The organism is Kribbella sp. NPDC049227 (genome assembly GCF_043197265.1).
Lineage (GTDB): Bacteria > Actinomycetota > Actinomycetes > Propionibacteriales > Kribbellaceae > Kribbella.
The window spans coordinates 624,177-642,564 of record NZ_JBICST010000007.1 but is presented as its reverse complement, the minus strand read 5'-3'; the positions used below and the strand labels follow the sequence as shown (position 1 = coordinate 642,564).

General features: G+C 69.0%; 14 protein-coding genes and 1 riboswitch. Of the genes, 6 read left to right on the top strand and 8 right to left on the bottom strand.

The window, feature by feature from the left end:
* Positions 1-18: 18 nt before the first annotated feature.
* Positions 19-879 (top strand): TolB family protein, encoded by an 861-nt coding sequence (locus tag ACGFH6_RS32605; protein ID WP_393391558.1) that lies wholly within the window; start codon positions 19-21, stop codon positions 877-879.
* Here ACGFH6_RS32605 and ACGFH6_RS32600 read toward each other — a convergent pair.
* From ACGFH6_RS32600 to ACGFH6_RS32590, 3 genes are read right to left on the bottom strand one after another with little or no spacing between them, the layout of a single operon-like run.
* Entirely contained in the window at positions 876-2,123 is a 1,248-nt protein-coding gene (locus tag ACGFH6_RS32600; RefSeq protein ID WP_393391556.1) for an NAD(P)/FAD-dependent oxidoreductase, read from the bottom strand. The genes ACGFH6_RS32605 and ACGFH6_RS32600 overlap by 4 nt on opposite strands.
* 10 nt (positions 2,124-2,133) lie before the next feature.
* Positions 2,134-3,360: a deoxyguanosinetriphosphate triphosphohydrolase gene (locus tag ACGFH6_RS32595; protein WP_393391554.1), complete on the bottom strand. Its 1,227-nt coding sequence runs from the start codon at positions 3,358-3,360 to the stop codon at positions 2,134-2,136.
* Positions 3,361-3,392: 32 nt separating this feature from the next.
* Positions 3,393-3,998 (bottom strand): RibD family protein, encoded by a 606-nt coding sequence (locus tag ACGFH6_RS32590; protein WP_393391552.1) that lies wholly within the window; start codon positions 3,996-3,998, stop codon positions 3,393-3,395.
* Positions 3,999-4,070: 72 nt separating this feature from the next.
* Here ACGFH6_RS32590 and ACGFH6_RS32585 point away from each other — a divergent pair, with 72 nt between their 5' ends.
* Positions 4,071-4,619, top strand: coding sequence for a helix-turn-helix domain-containing protein (locus ACGFH6_RS32585; RefSeq protein ID WP_393391551.1), 549 nt, complete (start codon positions 4,071-4,073; stop codon positions 4,617-4,619).
* Complete coding sequence (locus tag ACGFH6_RS32580) at positions 4,616-5,878, top strand: MFS transporter (RefSeq protein WP_393391549.1); 1,263 nt, start codon at positions 4,616-4,618, stop codon at positions 5,876-5,878. The genes ACGFH6_RS32585 and ACGFH6_RS32580 overlap by 4 nt, the downstream gene beginning before the upstream one ends.
* Here the strand turns inward: ACGFH6_RS32580 and ACGFH6_RS32575 are convergent.
* The gene (locus ACGFH6_RS32575; protein WP_393391547.1) at positions 5,818-6,444 is read right to left on the bottom strand and encodes a TetR/AcrR family transcriptional regulator; all 627 of its coding nucleotides are present in this window, start codon (positions 6,442-6,444) and stop codon (positions 5,818-5,820) included. The genes ACGFH6_RS32580 and ACGFH6_RS32575 overlap by 61 nt on opposite strands.
* An 84-nt stretch (positions 6,445-6,528) precedes the next feature.
* Here ACGFH6_RS32575 and ACGFH6_RS32570 point away from each other — a divergent pair, with 84 nt between their 5' ends.
* Positions 6,529-7,383 (top strand): alpha/beta hydrolase, encoded by an 855-nt coding sequence (locus ACGFH6_RS32570; RefSeq protein WP_393391545.1) that lies wholly within the window; start codon positions 6,529-6,531, stop codon positions 7,381-7,383.
* On the opposite strand, the gene ACGFH6_RS32565 is transcribed toward ACGFH6_RS32570, so the two are convergent.
* The gene (locus ACGFH6_RS32565) at positions 7,348-8,874 is read right to left on the bottom strand and encodes a helix-turn-helix domain-containing protein (protein ID WP_393391544.1); all 1,527 of its coding nucleotides are present in this window, start codon (positions 8,872-8,874) and stop codon (positions 7,348-7,350) included. The two genes, ACGFH6_RS32570 and ACGFH6_RS32565, sit on opposite strands and share 36 nt — an antisense overlap.
* Before the next feature lie 174 nt (positions 8,875-9,048).
* Here ACGFH6_RS32565 and ACGFH6_RS32560 point away from each other — a divergent pair, with 174 nt between their 5' ends.
* Positions 9,049-10,263 carry a hypothetical protein gene (locus tag ACGFH6_RS32560; RefSeq protein ID WP_393391542.1) on the top strand — a complete coding sequence of 405 codons (1,215 nt, stop codon included), beginning with the start codon at positions 9,049-9,051 and terminating at the stop codon, positions 10,261-10,263.
* Here the strand turns inward: ACGFH6_RS32560 and ACGFH6_RS32555 are convergent.
* Positions 10,260-10,538: a YciI family protein gene (locus ACGFH6_RS32555; protein WP_393391541.1), complete on the bottom strand. Its 279-nt coding sequence runs from the start codon at positions 10,536-10,538 to the stop codon at positions 10,260-10,262. The two genes, ACGFH6_RS32560 and ACGFH6_RS32555, sit on opposite strands and share 4 nt — an antisense overlap.
* A 301-nt stretch (positions 10,539-10,839) precedes the next feature.
* Positions 10,840-13,494 (bottom strand): pyruvate, phosphate dikinase, encoded by a 2,655-nt coding sequence (gene ppdK, locus ACGFH6_RS32550; protein WP_393391539.1) that lies wholly within the window; start codon positions 13,492-13,494, stop codon positions 10,840-10,842.
* A gap of 320 nt (positions 13,495-13,814) precedes the next feature.
* Positions 13,815-14,040: riboswitch (cobalamin riboswitch) on the top strand.
* A gap of 91 nt (positions 14,041-14,131) precedes the next feature.
* Between ppdK and metE the strand changes: the two genes are divergently transcribed.
* Positions 14,132-16,387, top strand: a complete 2,256-nt coding sequence (gene metE, locus ACGFH6_RS32545) for a 5-methyltetrahydropteroyltriglutamate--homocysteine S-methyltransferase (protein WP_393391537.1) — start codon at positions 14,132-14,134, stop codon at positions 16,385-16,387.
* Positions 16,388-16,428: 41 nt separating this feature from the next.
* On the opposite strand, the gene ACGFH6_RS32540 is transcribed toward metE, so the two are convergent.
* Positions 16,429-18,387, bottom strand: a complete 1,959-nt coding sequence (locus tag ACGFH6_RS32540; RefSeq protein WP_393391535.1) for a VWA domain-containing protein — start codon at positions 18,385-18,387, stop codon at positions 16,429-16,431.
* Position 18,388 lies beyond the last annotated feature (1 nt).

The window sequence follows — 18,388 nt, the reverse complement described above, 5'->3', positions numbered from 1 at the left end:
TGACATAGGTTGGAGGGCGTGCCACGAACCCTGCGCCCTGGTCAACGGTCCGAGCTCTACGTCGTCGACATCGCCACGGGCGAGCGTCGTCTGGTGCACAGCTCATCCACTCTGCTCTTCGAAGCACCCAACTGGATGCCGGACGGGCAGCTGATCGTCAACGGCGACGGGCGGCTGTTCAGAGTCGGCAGTGAGCTGCAGGAGATCGACCTCGGCGGGGTGCCGGCGATCAACAACGACCATGTGGTGAGCCCGGACGGTACGACCGTGTACGTGTCGGCCGACGACGGCCACGTGTACGCCGTACCGTTCGACAGCTCGGGCCCGCGGCGGGTGACCAACGACCGCGGACCGGGCTTCCACCACTACCTGCACGGTGTGTCGCCGGACGGGAAGACGCTGGCGTACATCGGACTGGAGCAGGTCGACGGGCGGCGGATCGCCAACGTGTGGACCATCCCGGCCGTGGGTGGGGCCGACGTCCAGGTGACGAACGACGTGTACGCCGACGACGGATCGGAGTACAGCCCGGACGGGAAGTGGATCTACTTCAACTCCGAGCGGGCCTCAACGACGCCGGGGCATGCGCAGCTGTTCCGCATCCTGGTGAGCACGGGTGAGGTCGAGCAGCTGACGTTCGACGAGCGGGTCAACTGGTTCCCGCACCCGGCGCCGGACGGGTCAGCGATCGCCTACGTCAGCTTCCCGTCCGGCACGCTGGGTCATCCCGCGGACGTGGACGACGTACGCCTGCGGCTGCTCAGCCCGGGCGGCGAGATCCGCGAGCTCGGGACGCTGTTCGGCGGCCAGGGCACGATGAACGTGCCGAGCTGGTCGCCGGACAGCCAGTCCTTCGCGTACGTCGCCTACCCGCTCTAGACGTCCGCCAGCTCCACCGACGTGTCGGCGAGCCGGGCCGGGTCGACCTGCTTCCCTGAGCGGATCAGGTCCTGGATGGTGTCGATCGTGTCCCAGTTGTTGACGTGCATGCCAGCCAGGACGTGCCGATCGTCGTCCAGCCAGAACGCGAAGTAGGCACCGGACTTCGGGTCGCCGCGCAGCACCACCTGGTACGACGTCCCGCGCGGAACCTCACCGGCGTACTCCATGCCGAGGTCGAACTGGTCGGTGAAGAAGTACGGGATCGCGTCGTGCGCAACGTCCTGGCCGAGCATCGCCTTGGCCGCCGCGACGCCGCTGTCCTTCGCGTTCTGCCAGTGCTCCACCCGGACCGACCGGCCGAACAGCGGGTGGTCCCACCGCGCCACGTCGCCGGCGGCGTACACGTCCGCTACCGACGTCTTCAGGTCGGAGCCCGTGACGATGCCGGAGCCGTTCTCCCGGGTCGCGACCTCGATGCCGGCCTCGGCGGCGAGCTCGGTGTTCGGCTGTACGCCGACGCCGACGATCACCAGGTCCGCCGGGATGACCTCGCCACCGGAGAGCCGTACGCCGGTGACCTTGTCGGTGCCCTCGAAGCCCTCGACCCCGGTGCCGAACCGGAACTGGACCCCGTGCTGGCGGTGGAACTCGGCGAACAACTCGCCGATCTCTTGACCGAGCACGGACGCCAACGCGGTCGACTGCGGCTCGACGACCGTCACCTCGGAGCCGCGTTCCCGAGCGGCCGACGCCGTCTCGAGGCCGATCCAGCCCGCGCCGACCACGACCACGCGCGGCTTGGCGGCGTACGCGTCGTCCAGCGCCTGCGACTCCTCGGCCGTCCGCAGGTAGTGGACCCCGGGCAGGTCACCACCGGGTACGTCGAGACGCCGCACGCGACTGCCGGTCGCGATCAGGAGCTTGCCGTAGGACACCTGAGAGTCGTCGTCCAGGGTGACGGTGTGGCCGGCGGCATCGATGCTGGTGACGGTCTTGCCGAGCCGCAGGTCGATCTTGTTGTCGTCGTACCACTGCTGGTCGTGAAGTTGCGCGACGTCTGTCTCGTCCTTGCCGAGCAGCACCCCCTTGGACAGCGGTGGTCGCTCGTACGGCAGCCGGGTCTCGCTGCCGATCAGGACGATGCCTCCGGTCCAGCCGTCGTTCCGAAGCTCCTCGGCCGCGGTCGCACCCGCGAGACTCGCGCCGACGATGACAATGGGCTGCTGGTCTGCGTCACTCATACCCAGCAGATTAACCCTTCAACGACGTGTGCCAGGCAAGAGCTGACGGGTCGGTCAACGACGCGACCTGGTCGACGATGACGCGCAGCCGCGCGCCGTCGTCGGCGGCCTCGGCGAAGTCCGCGGCGAACGCGGTGTCAAGGTGCTGTGGAGCGGTTTTCCACAGGGCTTCGACCAGCTCGGTGAGCAGTTCGCGCTGGGTGGCGCGCCGCGCCTGCCGCTCCGGCGAGTTCAGCACGTGGAACATGCCGACGCCCTTCAACAGACCGATCTCCACCCGGATGCCGTCCGGGACGACCAGGTCCGCCTCGTAGCGGATCAGCCGCGAGCGGCCGAAAACCGCATGCGTCGCCTGCTCGGCCGCCGTGCAGAACCGGCCGATCAGCTGACTGGTCACGTCCTTCAACCCGCCGAGCGCGCGCCGGCTGTCGTCGAACGGCGTCGCCGGCCAGTAGGCCAGCGAGGTCAGCCTGCGCCAGCCGGCGTCCAGCTCCGCATCCGTTGCCTCCGGCAAATACATCTGCCGGACCGTCTGCCAGTACGGCGCCCGGTCCGCTCCGACCTGCGCCAGGTCGATGTGGTGGGCAACGATCCCGTCCTCGACGTCGTGCACCGAGTAGGCGACGTCGTCGGCGAAGTCCATCACCTGCGCTTCCAGACACCGCTGCTCGCCGACGCCCTGGCGCAACCAGGTGAAGACAGCGAGATCGTCGTCGTACACACCGAACTTGCGCTCTCCGGAGCGGCGGGACCACGGGTACTTCGTCGCGGCGTCCAGCGTGGCGCGGCTCAGGTTGAGGCCGACGCTGCGGCCGGCCGCGTCGAACGTCTTGGACTCCAGCCGGGTCAGCAGTCGCAGCGTCTGCGCGTTCCCCTCGAAGCCGCCGATGTCGGCCGCCACCTGGTCGAGCGCGCGCTCGCCGTTGTGACCGAACGGCGGGTGGCCCAGGTCGTGCGACAGACAGGCCGCGTCGACGATGTCCGGGTCGCAGCCGAGCGTGAGGGCCAGTTCGCGACCGATCTGCGCGACCTCGAGACTGTGCGTCAGCCGGTTGCGGACGAAGTCGTCGCTGCCGGCCGTGACCACCTGGGTCTTCGCCGCCAGCCGCCGCAGCGCCGCGCTGTGCAGCACTCGCGCACGATCGCGAGCGAAAGCAGTCCGGCCCGGCCGTTTGACCGGCTCCGCCACCCAGCGCTCGGCGTCATGCTCGTCGTACCACTCGTGCTGCTTCCTCATCACCGCTCACAGTAGCCGCCGGCACCGACAGTTCAGGCGGAGACGCAGTACCGGAGCCAGACGATGCCACCTTCGAAGACCTCGGTGCCGGCATGACGTAGCGGCACCTCCTCCAACCCGCACCATCGCCGGCCGGATCCGACGACGACAGGGTGGACCAGGAGCGCGATCTCATCGACGAGACCGAGCTCGAGCAGTACGGCGATCAGCGTCCCACCTGAGTCGACGCGGACGGTCCTGGCACCGCGATCACCGAGGACATCGAGCACCTCGGCCAGATCGACCCGGTCGTACCCGGTCACGAGTTCGCGGGTTGTCGCGTCAGGCGGCCGGGCCGGCGTCTGGTCGGCGTACAGGGCAAGGACATCGGACCAGTGGCCGAGCCGGCGTAGCCCCTCCCACTCGCGGACCCGCGCTCGGCTGTCCACGACGGCGAGCAGCGGCGCGGCCGGCCGTGGACCGGGATGCGGCGCGGCGCGAACCGCCGCCTCCTGGGCCAGGATCGTGTCCGCACCGACCAGCGTGACGTCCTCCTGCCACAACGTCGCGAGCGCGTAGAACCGCGCGAGGTCGGCGTCGAACCCGGACGTCCTACCGTCCAGCGACACCGCCACCTGAGCCACTACCTGAGGCCGCATGCCCCGAACGCTAGGAGCCGCCACCGACAAACGGCATTGCAGAGACTCCTTTGCAGAGACTACTCTGCAACCATGCGACGACGGATCGACGCCCGCAGTCTGCGCGGACTCGCCCACCCGCTGCGGATGAGAATCCTGGAGGCGATCGAGCTCGACGGCCCGGCCACCTCCACCAGCCTGGCGGCCCGGCTGGGCGAGAGCACCGGCACGATCAGCTGGCACCTCCGACTGCTCGCCGAGCACGGCTACCTCGAGGAAGACGTCGAGCGCGGCACCAAGCGCGAGCGCTGGTGGCGGCTCGCGGCGCGGCAGACCGTCCTCGACCCGGGAGAGTTCCGCGACGATCCCGAGACCAGCGGCGCGTTGAACGTCTACCTGCGAGATCTGGTCGAGCGGTACTTCGACCGCGTCCGCGCGTACGTCGACGAGAACTGGCCCGGCGAGTGGCAGCACGCGGCCGCCCTCTCCGACTGGCGCGATCTGCACCTCACTCCGGACCAGCTGCACAACCTCAACGAAGAGATCGCCACGGTCGTCGAGCAGTACACCAGCACGGAACCCGCGGGCGAGAACACCGAGCGGGTGATCGTGCAACTGCAGTCCTTCCCGCGCAGATCATGAGCCTGCTGCGACGGCACCGCGACTTCCGGCTGCTCTGGACCGGCGAGACGATCAGCCGGTTCGGCTCCGCGACCTCGTCGGTGGCGCTCCCGCTGATCGCGATCTCGATGCTCCAGGCAACCACCTTCCAGGTAGGCCTGCTGACCGCGGCCGCCTGGGCACCCTGGTTGCTGATCGGACTGCCCGCCGGCGCCTGGATCGACCGGGTACGCCGCCGCCCGGTCCTGCTGGGTTCCTCGGCCGCATCGTTCCTGCTCTTCGCCGCGCTCCCCCTCGCCGCGTGGGCCGGCGTACTCACGATCCACCTGCTGCTCGCCGCCGCGATCCTCGCCGGCGCCGCCGCGGTCGTCTTCCAGACCGCCTACACCGCCCACCTGCCCAACCTCGTCGACCCGGCCGACCACGCCGAAGGCAACGCCAAACTCCACGGCAGCGCCTCAGCCGCTCAGATCGCCGGCCTGGGCTGCGGCGGCCTGGTCGTCCAACTGGCCGGACCGGCCAATGCACTACTCGTAGACGCAGCAACTTTCCTGGTCGCCCTCACGTGCCTGGCCGCGATCGGATTCCGGGAGCGCGGTACGACCTCCGGCCGCCAAGCCGGCGCGATCCGGGTAGGCATCGCGTTGGTGGCAAGGGATGTCTGGCTGCGAACTCTGACGATCTTCGGTGCGGTCTCGAACCTCGCGTTGATGGGCTACCAAGCCATCGTGGTCGTGTTCCTCGTCCGCGAAGCCGGCCTGACGGCGGGCACAGTCGGCGCGTTGGTGGCCGCCGCGACCAGCGGTGGAGTTGCCGGCGCTTTCGCGGGCCGTCGTCTCGCCGCGCGCTTCGGTACGGCGCGAGCACTGCTGATCTGCGAACTCGGTCTACCGACCCTCGCCCTGCTCATCCCGCTGAGCAGCCTCAGCCCTTGGCTGTATCTGGCCGGTGGCTTCGGCGTCAGTCTCGGCGTCGTCGGCGGCAACGTCGTGAAGGCGACCTTCCTGCAGTCCTACTGCCCACCGGACCTGTTCGGTCGCCTGACCGCGACGAGTTCGTTCGTCAACTATGGAACGATCCCGCTGGGCGCGCTCCTCGGTGGAACCCTCGGCCAGACTCTCGGCCTCGGGCCGGCGCTCTGGATCACGACCGCGGGAGTCCCACTCGCGGGCCTGGTCCTGCTCTGCTCACCGATCCGCCGGCGCCGCGATCTCCCCACTCACCACGGCAGCGTCGTTCCGCTGACCAGGACCGATTCCAGCCGGGACCGGATGGCCTGACGCGCCCGGTCGTAGGCCTTGCCGTCGTCGTGCAGGATCGACGCGAAGTTGGCTGCCTCGTAGTACGCGTTCAGGTCGAAGGCCAACTGGTTGGCGTCGGCATTCACCTCGCCGGACTCGACGGCCGCCCGGACGGTCTCCTCGATCAGCTCCATCCACTCCACATGGACGTCGATGAGCGCGTCGTGCACGGCGCCGTCGCGGCCGGCGTACTCGTGCGACACCTTCTGGAAGAAGCAGCCGCCCGGGAACACCCGGCTGCTCGAGTAGTCCAGCCAGGACTCGCTCAGTGCCCAGACCCGTCCGAGGCCGGGCGCGACCTCGAACGCCGGCGTCACCACCTCGTCGGCGTAGATCCGCCGCGCGGCCCGGATCGTCGCGAGCTGCAACTCCTCCTTCGACCCGAAGTGCGCGAACAGCCCGCTCTTGCTGATCCCGAGCTCGGTCGCGAGCCGCCCGATCGACAGTCCCTCGAGCCCGTCGACCGAGGCGATGTCGACCGACCGGCGCAGTACCGCGCGCCGGGTCTGGTCACCACGCACCAACCGCCCGTCGACCTTTTCCACGACTCACGATCCTAGTGCCGGTTGACGTCGAGCTTCGGACAAACTAATAATACGACCGTTCGTATAGTTTGTTGAGGAGGAGACATGAAGCAGCTGATCCGGGCCGGACTGTCGACCGTCGAGAGGTTCTCTCCCCGGTTGGCCGGGCGCCTCGCGTTCGCGCTCTGGCGCCGGCCGCTGGGCCGCGGCCGGGTGCGCGAGTCCGAGCGGTCGATCCACGAGGCCGCGCGGGTCGAGGTCGTCGACGGCGTCGTCACCTACACCTGGGGCGACGGCCGCCGCCCGGTCCTGCTCGTGCACGGCTGGCGCTCACGCGCGTCGCGGTACGCCGGTTTCGTCGCCAGACTGCTCGAGCTCGGCTACAGCCCCGTCTCGTTCGACGCTCCTGGGCACGGCGACACTCCCGGCCCGATCGTCTCGATCCTCGGCTACCAGCGCATCATCCGCGGACTGGAGGAACGCCACGGCCCGTTCGAAGGCGTGATCGCGCACTCCCTCGGCGTTCCGTTCGCCCTCTACGCCGTCCGCGAGGGCGTCGCCGCCCGGCGACTCGTCATGATCAGCGGCGTCGCGGAGTTCGGCTACCTCGCCGACACGTTCTGCCGCGAGCTCGGCCTCGGGCCGAAGACCAACAAGGCACTCCGGCGGTCGATCGAGCGCGGGTACTTCGACGGCGACCAGCAGATCTGGGACAGGTTCTCGGTCGCGACCGCCGACGCGGACCTGCTGGTGATCCACAACGACGAGGACGACGTCGTGGATCCCCGGCAGGCCCGGGTGCTGCTGCGGGCCTACGGGCCGCGCGCGCATTTCCTGGCGACGACCGGCCTCGGTCACCGCCGGATCATGACCGATCCGGAGGTGATCACCGAGGCCGTCGCCTTCCTGCAGGACGCGCGCGGGTCAGATGTCGCGGAAGGTCTCGATCTGAGCGCCTAGCGAGTTGAGCCGGGCGGCCAGTTCCTCGTAGCCGCGGTTGATCACGTAGACGCTGCGCAGGACCGACGTACCCTTCGCGGCCATCATCGCGATCAGCGTGACGACGGCCGGCCGGAGCGCCGGCGGGCACATGATCTCGGCGCCGGAGAAGTGCGTCGGCCCCTCGACCATCACGCGGTGCGGGTCGAGCAGCTTGACCCGGCCGCCGAGCTTGTTCAGGTCGGTCAGGTAGATGGCCCGGTTCTCGTAGACCCAGTCGTGGATCAGCGTCTGCCCGGTCGCCGTCGCCGCGATCACCGCGAAGAACGGCAGGTTGTCGATGTTGAGACCAGGGAACGGCATCGGGTGGATCTTGTCGATCGGCGCGTGCAGCTTGGACGGCCGGGTGGTCAGGTCGACCAACCGGGTCCGGCCGTTCTCGGCCAGGTACTCCGCGCTGCGGCTGTAGTCGAAGCCCATCTCCTCCAGCAGCGCCAGCTCGATCTCGAGGAACTCGATCGGCGCCCGCCGGATGGTGATCTCCGAACCGGTCACGACCGCCGCGGTGATCAGGCTCATCGCCTCGATCGGGTCCTCCGACGGCGCATAGTCGACGTCCACGTCGATCTCCGGCTTGCCGTGCACGGTCAGCGTCGTCGATCCGATGCCGTCGATCGTGACGCCGAGCAGGTCGAGGTAGAAGCACAGGTCCTGGACCATGTAGTTGGAGCTGGCGTTGCGGATCACGGTCACGCCGTCGTACCGGGCCGCGGCCATGATCGCGTTCTCGGTCACGGTGTCGCCGCGCTCGGTCAGCACGATCGGCTTGCCCGGCGACAGAGCCCGATTCACCACCGCGTGGTACTCACCGCCGGTCGCCTTCACCTCCAGCCCGAACGGCCGCAGCGCCGCCATGTGCGGCTCGACGGTCCGCGTACCGAGGTCGCAGCCACCGGCGTACGGCAGCTGGAAGGTGTCCTCGCGGTGCAGCAGCGGGCCGAGGAACATGATGATCGAGCGGGTACGACGGGCCGCCTCGGCGTCCATGCTGCCCAGGTCGAGGTGGGCCGGCGGGACGATCTCGAGGTCGCCGGCGTCGTTCAGCCAGGTGGTCCGGACACCGATCGAGTTCAGTACCTCGAGCAGCCGGTTCACCTCTTCGATCCGGGCGACCTTGCGCAGCGTGGTGCGGCCCTTGTTCAGCAGGCTGGCGCACAGCAGTGCGACGCCGGCGTTCTTGCTGGACTTGACGTCGATCGCGCCGGAAAGCTGCCGCCCACCGGCGACGCGAAGGTGGACCGGACCGCCACCGAGAGAGACAATTTCGGAGTCGAGTGCCTCGCCGATCCGGGCGAGCATCTCGAGGGTGAGGTTCTGATGACCCTTTTCGATCCTGTTCACCGCACTCTGGCTGGTGTTCAGTACTTCCGCGAGTTGCGTCTGTGTCCAGCCGCGATGCTTGCGGGCGTCCCGGATGAGATTTCCGATCCGGCTCAGGTAGTCATCGGTCATGCGCCGGACCATATCTCACATGTGAGATATCTCTGCATCGACCCGCCGTTGCCAGCGTAGCCAATGTCACGCCGATGCTCCCACCGACCCCCGGACGGGCCCCTCACCGTCCGTCGAAACCACCGCCGCCTAGAGTTACCCCAACTCCCGCCGCCACCCGGAGAGGACCAGCAGATGCCCGATGACACCTCCGCCGCGGTGGTGAACGAGTTCGAGGCGGAGTCGTGGCCACTCGATGCGGCTGCGGACAGCCTGCACCAGGTGATCGACGGGTTCCAGAACGGTGACACCCGGCCCCTGGTGATCGGCGACGGTGACCAGCCGGTCCTCGTGGTGCTCGCCGTTGCCGACCTGGCCGACTTCCGCGCCCGCGTCGCGGAACTGCTCGCCAACCCGGTCGACGCCGGCTGGCTGCGGTACTACCTGCGCTCGAACTTCGACATGAGCTCGGAGCGGCTGGTCGAGTTGCTCGGCGTCGACGCCGAGCACGGCTTGTCGTCCCTGGCCAGCCAGGTGAACGTCGAGCAGGCCGCCGTACTGATGCCGGACCATCTGCGCCGGACCGAAGCCGGTGCGAACCCGCTGATGCTGATCGGCGACGGGATGATGGCCACCGCGGCGCTGGTCGCGTTCCCGGCGTTCCAGGTGCTGCTCGCGCTCGAGGGCGGCAAGGTCGACGACGACTCCTGCGCGCACGACGACGAGGAGAAGCCGACCACGCCACTGGAGGTCCTGGCCGAGCGGCTCGGTCCGGTGTCGACGCAACTGGTCGCCCAGATCAACGCCGGCCGCGAGCCCGGCCTGCCGCGGTACGAGCTGCACTTCGAGGACGACCTGCTCGAGCACCTGCGCGACCTGGAGGCACGGGCGCAGAAGGCTCCCGGCGGCGGTGCGTACGACGAGCTGAACACGCTGCTGCACCAGTTCGACGAGATGCGCAGCGGGTTGACCCAGGTCGAGGACGAGGAGCTGGACGAGGCGCCGTACCTGGAGGCGACCGACCTCAAGGCGGCGTTCCCGGACCTGCGGGACAACTTCCGCGAAGGCTCCGACGATCCGTACCTGATCGGTCTCGACGGGCGTCCGCTCGCCGGGCTGATCACCTACGACCTGTACGAAGAGCTGCAGAAGGTCTCGGTGGAGCTCGACGGCACCGACGAGGCACCGGTGCTCCCGCTCCCCCAGCCGCGCTGGGAGAACGGGCCCCGGCTGCTGCCGTTCGAGGCCGCGATCGAGGTCTGCGACGCGGTGATCGAGGACATCTCCAACGGCGAGGCGTCAATGGTGTTCGTGGCCGACGAGGACGGCGAGCCCGAGCTGGTGCTCGCGCCGCTGGTCTGGCTGTGGGCGTACGTCGACCACCTGGACCTCGAAGGCGCGGAGCTCTAGCTCAGCGGGAACAGCGGCTGCCACTCCGCGAGGGTGGCGATCTCGTACTCGTTCGCCGGGGTGTAGGGGTCCTTGGCGAGGATCTCGCGGAGCTCGGTCTCGTCGGCGACGTCGTACACGAGCAACGCGCCGGTCTGGTCGGCGAAGGGTCCGGCGGCGACGAGCTTGCCGGCCGCCTTCAGCTCGGTGAGGTACTCGCGATGGGCCGGACGGACCTCCATCCGGCGGTCGGTCTGGGCAGGATCGAAGCGCAGCTGCACGACATATTGGGCCATGGCAGAAACCCTACCTGGCCTGCTCTGCAAGGGATTTGGTGCGGAAAGGGAGTCACGAGCCGCCACAGCGGCTGGTTCAGGTCAGACCCGAAAGTCGACGAGTGATCTCCCTTCCCGCCCGGACATTTTCACCACTCGGACCGCCGCTACGCAAGGGTTTGGTAAAGAGAATTGCTGCGGACAGTTCAGGCCCGTGACGCTTCGTGACGGAATGTCCGATCACGGCCAGCGATGCGCCGAACACCCGCACCGTCCGTCACGCCGCCCGGCTGTCAAGCCCCACAACCGGGCGGCGACGGAGTCAGTCCAGGGTCGCGCGACCGGCTTCGAGACGGGCCACCGGGATGCGGAACGGTGAGCAGGAGACGTAGTCGAGGCCGGCTTCGTGGAAGAAGTGGATGCTGTCGGGGTCGCCGCCGTGCTCACCACAGATGCCGAGCTTGAGATCCGGCTTGGTGGCGCGGCCGCGGTCGACGCCGGTACGGACCAGCGCACCGACACCTTCCCGGTCGATCGACTCGAACGGCGACACCGCGAAGATGCCCTTCTCCAGGTAGCGGGAGAAGAAGGCGCCCTCGACGTCGTCGCGGCTGAACCCCCAGGTGGTCTGGGTCAGGTCGTTGGTGCCGAACGAGAAGAAGTCGGCCGCCTCGGCGATCTGGTCCGCGATCACCGCCGCGCGCGGCAGCTCGATCATTGTCCCGATCGGGATGTCCCACTCGACGCCCAGCTCGTCGATCACCCGTTCCACCTCGTCCCGGGCCAGGTGCAGCTCCTGGACCGCGCCGACCAGCGGGATCATGATCTCCGGCTGCGGGTCCTTGCCCTGCTGCTTCAGCTCGATGGCCGCGGACGCGATCGCCCGGACCTGCATCGCGAACAGCCCGGGGATGACCAGACCCAGCCGCACACCCCGCAGGCCGAGCATCGGGTTCTCCTCGTGCAGCCGCTCGACCGCCGTCAGCAGCGCGGCATCGTGACCCGGGTCCTCACCGCGCTCGCGGGCCAGCGCGACCTTGACCGCCAGATCCTCCATCGACGGCAGGAACTCGTGCAGCGGCGGGTCGATCAGCCGGATCGTCACCGGCTGCCCGTCCATCGCGGCCAGCAACTCCAGGAAGTCGCCGCGCTGCAACGGCTCGAGCTCGGCCAGCGCCGCATCGCGATCACCGTCGTTGTCGGCCAGGATCAGGCGCTCGACGGCCTCGCGCCGCTCGCCCAGGAACATGTGCTCGGTCCGGCACAGCCCGATCCCCTCGGCCCCGAACCGCCGCGCCCGGGCCGCGTCGTCCGCGGTGTCCGCATTGGTCCGTACGCCGAGCCGCCGTACCTCGTCCGCATGCGTGATCAACCGGTGCACCGCGGCCACGAGCTCGTCGCCCGACTCGGGAGCCAGCGAACCCTCGAAGTACTGCACCACCGGGGACGCGACCACCGGAACCTCGCCGCGGAACACCTCGCCGGTGGTCCCGTCGATGGAGATCGTCTCGCCGGCCTCGATCACCGTGCCGTTCACCTTGATGGTGCCCTGGGCAACGTTCACGTCGAGTTCCTCGGCGCCGCAGACACAGGTCTTGCCCATGCCGCGGGCGACCACGGCCGCGTGCGAGGTCTTGCCGCCGCGGCTGGTCAGGATGCCCTGCGCCGCGATCATCCCGTGCAGGTCGTCCGGGTTCGTCTCGCGCCGGACCAGGATCACCTTCTCGCCGCGGTCCGCGGCCTCGACCGCGGCGGCCGAGGTGAACACGATCGTGCCGGACGCCGCACCCGGCGACGCACCGATCGCCTTGGTGATGAGGTCGGTGTCCGCATCCGCGTCGAACCGCGGGAACATCAGTTGCGCGAGCTGCGCACCCTTCACGCGCTTCAGCGCCTCGTCGGTGTCGATCACGCCCTCGTCGATCAGGCTGGTCGCGATCCGGAACGCGGCCGCCGCGGTCCGCTTGCCGACCCGCGTCTGCAGCATCCACAACTTGCCGCGCTCGACGGTGAACTCGATGTCGCACAGGTCGCGGTAGTGCCCCTCGAGCTTGGCCATGATCGCCATCAGATCGTCGTACGACGTCTTGTCGATCTGCTCCAGGTCCGCCAGCGGGACGGTGTTGCGGATGCCGGCCACCACGTCCTCGCCCTGCGCGTTCTGCAGGTAGTCGCCGTACACACCGGGCTGACCGCTCGACGGGTCGCGGGTGAACGCAACGCCGGTGCCGGAGTCCATGCCGAGGTTGCCGAACACCATCGAACAGATGTTGACCGCCGTACCGAGATCGGTCGGGATCCGCTCCTGCCGGCGGTAGAGGATCGCGCGCTCGGAGTTCCACGAGCCGAAGACGGCCTCGATCGCCAGGTCCATCTGGGTCCGCGGATCCTGCGGGAACTCGCGGCCGGTGTGCTCGTGGACGGCCTGCTTGAACGTCTCGACCAGGCGCTTCAGGTCGTCCGCGTCCAGGTCGAGGTCGTTGCGGGTGCCCTTGGCTTGTTTGGCCGCCTCGATCGCGTCCTCGAACACGTCGCCGTCCATGCCGAGCACGGTCTTGCCGAACATCTGGATCAGCCGGCGGTACGCGTCCCAGGCGAACCGCGGGTTGCCGGAGTGATGCGCGAGCCCGTTCACCGAGTCGTCGTTCAGGCCGACGTTCAGAACGGTCTCCATCATCCCGGGCATCGACACGGCGGCGCCGGACCGGACCGAGACGAGCAGCGGATCGTCGGCCTGGCCGAGCTTCTTGCCCATCTTCTGCTGCAGTACGTCGACGTGGTGGTCGATCTCGTCGGCCAACTCCGGTGGCACCGAGCCGGTGGCCAGGTACGCCCGGCAGGCCTCGGCGCTGATGGTGAATCCGGGTGGCACCGGCAGGCCGAGGTTGGTCATCTCGGCCAGGTTCGCCCCCTTCCCGCCGAGCAGCTCCTTCATGTCCTTGTTGCCTTCGGCGAAGTCGTAGACGAGTTTCGGCACGATCACTCCCTGAGGTTCGGGCGGTGCTTCTGAGCGCGGTGAGGTGGCCCGCTGGCCCATCGACTCCAGTGGCGGGGGCGTTGCTCTCAGAGTAAGCCCAAAAACCAGTCCAGTTGAACACTGGTCTCACGATGCCGACGTGACTCTGCCCACAGGTCGAAGGCCGGAAAACCCTTCCCCCGTTGACAACGCAAGACAATCGGCACGTCCACCAACGAAACCTTCCGGCGAATCGCTCCCGGGGTTTCGTCGCGTCGACGGCGGGCATCGCGCGAGTGGTGTTCGTCTCGCCGTCCGGCGCGTCGCGGTGCCCGCGGGGTACGCTCGGCACTGCCGACGGTTCGCCTGGTCGGGTGGTCGACGACGAGGCGAGGCAAGAGGGAACCCGGTGTGAATCCGGGACTGCCCCGCAGCGGTGAACGGGAACGACAGCCGTCAGACAGCACTGGACGCCCGCGTCCGGGAAGCGACGGCCAGTAGGCCGACCGGTCGGACCGACCGGACTGCCCGTGAGTCCGAAGACCTGCCGCCGGTCCGCGCACCACCCGGTGCGCGGTGGATCGGTGGTCTCGTGGGAGGACCCGTCCGGCGTCTCCGCGACCCCGCCGATCCCTGGCACGCTCGCGAGGAGAGAGACGTGAACACCATCAAGACAGTGCTGGGCTATCCGCGCATCGGCCCGGACCGCGAACTCAAGAAGGCCGTCGAGAAGTACTGGTCCGGCGACAGCGACGCGGCCGAACTCGAGGCGACCGCCCACCAACTGCGCGCCGCCACCTGGCGCGACCTGGCCGGCCGCGGACTCGACGTTCTCCCCGGCAACACCTTCTCGTACTACGACCAGATGCTCGACCATGTGCAGCTGTTCGGGATCATTCCCGAGCGCTTCCGCGCCCTCGATCGCTCCGGACTCGACACGTACTTCGCGATGGCGCGTGGCCACGCCGAGGTCGCGCCGCTGGAGCTGACCAAATGGTTCGACACCAACTACCACTATTTGGTCCCCGAGCTCACCGACGACACGGTGTTCCGGCTCGACCCGGCCAAGCCACTGGAGGACCTGGCGGCCGCGCGAGAAGCCGGCGTGGAAACCCGCCCGGTCCTGATCGGACCACTGACCTTCCTGCTGCTCTCGAAATCCACAACTCCGGGCTTCGAACCACTCAGCCTGCTCGACCGTCTTCTGGAGGCGTACGCCGAACTGCTCGGCAGGCTCGATGCCGCGGGAGCTGACTGGGTGCAGCTGGACGAGCCGGCCTTGGTCCAGGACCGCACACCGGCTGAGCTCGACGCTCTTCGTCGCGCGTACGACCGGTTGGCGAAGCTCACCGAACGCCCGCGTCTCCTGGTCGCGACGTACTTCGGAGATCCCGGTGCTGCCCTGCCGGTGCTCGCGTCCACCGCGGTCGAAGGGCTGGCGGTCGACCTCGTGTCCACTCCTGGACTGGTCGACCGACTGGCCGTCCTGCCTGCCCTCCAACGGAAGACCGTTTTCGCCGGGGTGGTCGACGGCCGGAACGTCTGGCGCACTCCCCTGGGTGAAGCGTTGTCGACCTGCGTGCAGCTGCTCGGCTCCGTCGGCCGGCTCGCGGTTTCCACCTCGTGCTCGCTGCTCCACCTGCCGTACGACGTGGATGCGGAGGACGAGCTTGATCCGCAGGTGCGGGCGCGACTCGCGTTCGCGCGGCAGAAAGTCGACGAGGTAGTCCGGCTCGGCCGTGCGCTCAGCGAGGACGAGCCCGGCGTACTGGTGAACCTCGACAGTCCGTCCCGCGGCCCGCTGAAGGAATCCGGCCTCGCTCGTGAGCAGGCGGTCCGCGACCGGGTCGCCGCGATCCGGCCCGAGGATCGGCAGCGAGCGCCGTACGACGAACGCCGGACCGCGCAGGAGTCGATCGGGTTGCCGGATCTCGCGACCACCACGATCGGCTCGTTCCCGCAGACCGCGGACCTCCGGCGAACCCGCACCGAGCTGCGGTCCGGCCGGATCGACCAGGCGACGTACGACGAGCGGATGCGGGCCGAGATCGCGCGGGTGATCAGCCTGCAGGAAGAACTCGGACTGGACGTGCTCGTGCACGGCGAGCCCGAGCGCAACGACATGGTGCAGTACTTCGCCGAACAGCTGGACGGCTTCGCTTCCACCAAGCACGGCTGGGTGCAGTCGTACGGCAGCCGGTGCGTCCGGCCGCCGATCCTGTACGGCGACGTGTCACGACCCGAGCCGATGACCGTGCGCTGGGCGTCGTACGCGCAGTCGCTGACCGAGCGGCCGGTGAAGGGGATGCTGACTGGGCCGGTGACGATCCTGGCCTGGTCCTTCGTCCGCGACGACCAGCCCGCCGCCATCACTGCCGATCAGGTCGCGCTGGCCCTGCGGGACGAGGTGGCCGACCTGGCGTCGGCCGGGATCAGGATCGTGCAGGTGGACGAACCCGCGCTGCGCGAGTTGCTGCCATTGCGATCGGCGGAGCAGAAGGCGTACCTGGACTGGTCGGTCGGTGCGTTCCGGCTGGCCACCGGCGGCGCGTCCGCCGAGATCCAGATCCACACGCATCTGTGCTACTCGGAGTTCGGTGCGGTGATCGCCGGGATCGACGGACTGGACGCCGACGTGACCACGATCGAGGCCGCGCGGTCACGCATGGAGATCCTCGGCGACCTGGCCGCCTCCGGGTTCCGCCGCGGCGTCGGGCCAGGCGTGTACGACATCCATTCGCCCCGCGTACCCACCCGCGACGAACTCTCGGACCTGATCGCCCACGCCCTCACCACAGTCCCCGCCGCCCGCCTCTGGATCAACCCCGACTGCGGCCTGAAAACCCGCACCTACGACGAGGTCGCGCCCGCCCTGCGACACCTCGTCGAGGCCGCCCGGACAGCCCGAAGCTGAAACCTGCCGTGGGCACCTGATAGGTGCCCACGGCAACCGGTTCAGAGTTTGCGGCGGGTTCGGAGGTAGTCGCCTACCACGGCGGCGCCTAGGCCGTCGGGGTCGGGGGCGAGGACTCGGCCGCCGCTGCGGCGGGCGAGGAGGTCGACGAAGGCGTTGAGGCGGGGGTCGTCGCCCAGGCGGAAGACCGTGAGCGACGCGCCGAGTTTGGCCAGGCGGTCCACCTCGAAGATCGTCTTGCGGAGCGTGGCCGGCTCGGGCGGGTAGGAGAACTCCGCCGTACCGTCCGGCTCGAGGTGCGCGGTCGGCTCGCCGTCGGTCACCATCAGGACCACCGGCTGCGCGTCCGGATGACGACGCAGATGACGGCCGGCCAGCAGCAGGGCGTGATGCGCATTCGTCCCCTGCTCCCAGGCGCCCTCCATCCCGATCAGCTGCGGCAGCTCGACGACTCCGGCGTACCTCCCGAACGTGATCAGCTGGAGCGCGTCGTTGCGGTAGCGGGTCGAGATGAGCTGGTGCAGCGCGAGGGCCGTCCGCTTCATCGGCAGCCAACGGCCCTCCTGGACCATCGACCACGACGTGTCGACCAGCAACGCGACCGCGGCCCGGGCCCGGTGCTCGGTTTCCGCGATCTCCACATCGGCCACATCCAGCTTGACCGACCCGCTGCGGGTAGCACTCCGCAGTACGGCGTTCCGCACGGTCCGAGGCACATCCCACGGCTGGGTGTCGCCGAACTGCCATTGCCGGCTGGAGCCACTCAGCTCCCCAGCCGCCCCGGCATTCGCAGCGTCGCGTTCACCCGATCCCCGAGCAGCCCGCAGTACGTCGGCCAGCGCGGTCTGCCCGAGCTGCCGCAGCGCCTTCGGCGACAACCGCAACGAACCATCGGGCGCTCGCTCGAGCAAACCCTGGTCGCGCAGCTGCCTCTCCAGCTCGGACAACCGGCGAGCATCCACTGTTGCCTCGTCGCCGAGCTGCCGGGTGAGCGCATCGAGGTCGATGTCCTCGAGCCGCGCGCCCGGATACGACTGCGCCAACTGCTCGGCCAGCGCATCCAGCTCGGCGAGGTCGGACATCGCCCGCGCACCGTCGGCGAGACCGAGCGGGTCGTCACCACTCATCCGCTCCGACCCGGTCCAGTCCTCCCCCGGCCGCAACGACTGCAGCTGGGCGTCCAGCTGCGCCAACTGCTGGGCGAGTTGCGGACTGCCGAACGCCTGCTGCGACAACTCCATCAGCTCGGCCCGCTGCTCGGCGGTCATCGAGTTCATCATCCGCTGCGCCGCGGCCGCCCGCTGCGCCAGTACGTCGATCAGTTCGTCGACGTTCTGCGGATTCTCCGGGAAGAACTCGCCATGCTTGGCCATGAACTCGTCGAACAACTCCGGCACCTCGGGCCGGTCCTGCGCATGCGCGGCGAGCAACGCGTTGAGGTCGGTGAGCATCTCGTTGATCCGCTCGACGTCCTCAGGCGTGGTCTGCTGCAGCGCCTCCTTCATGCCCTCGAACCGCGACCCGAGCAGCTCGCGCCCGAGCAACTCCCGGATCTCCTCGTACTTCTGCCGCGCCTCCGACGACTCCCACTGGTAGTTGGCCAGCTCCCGTACGGCGGCCGCCGTACCCGACGGAAGCGCGTCGAGCTCGGCCTCCTTGAACCGGGCGTCGTCGGACGGGTTCGGGAACAGCTCGCGCCGCTCGGCCGCCAGCGCCTCGTCCAGCAACCGCTGGACGTCCCGCAGGGTGCCGTCGAGGTTGTGCCGCCGCTGGATCTCGCGGCGGCGCTCCCACATCCTGCGGGTGAGGTCGTCCAGGCCCTGGGTGTTCCGGGTGCCGCGCCGGAGCAGTTCCTCCAGCGCGGACCGCGGCGACGAGCCATTCATCACGTCGCGGCCGATCTCGTCCAGCGCGTCCCGCAGGTCGGCCGGCGCGGCGAGCGGATCCGGCCCGTCGTGCCACGGACCGTACGACCAGCCTTCCGGTATCGACGCGGACATG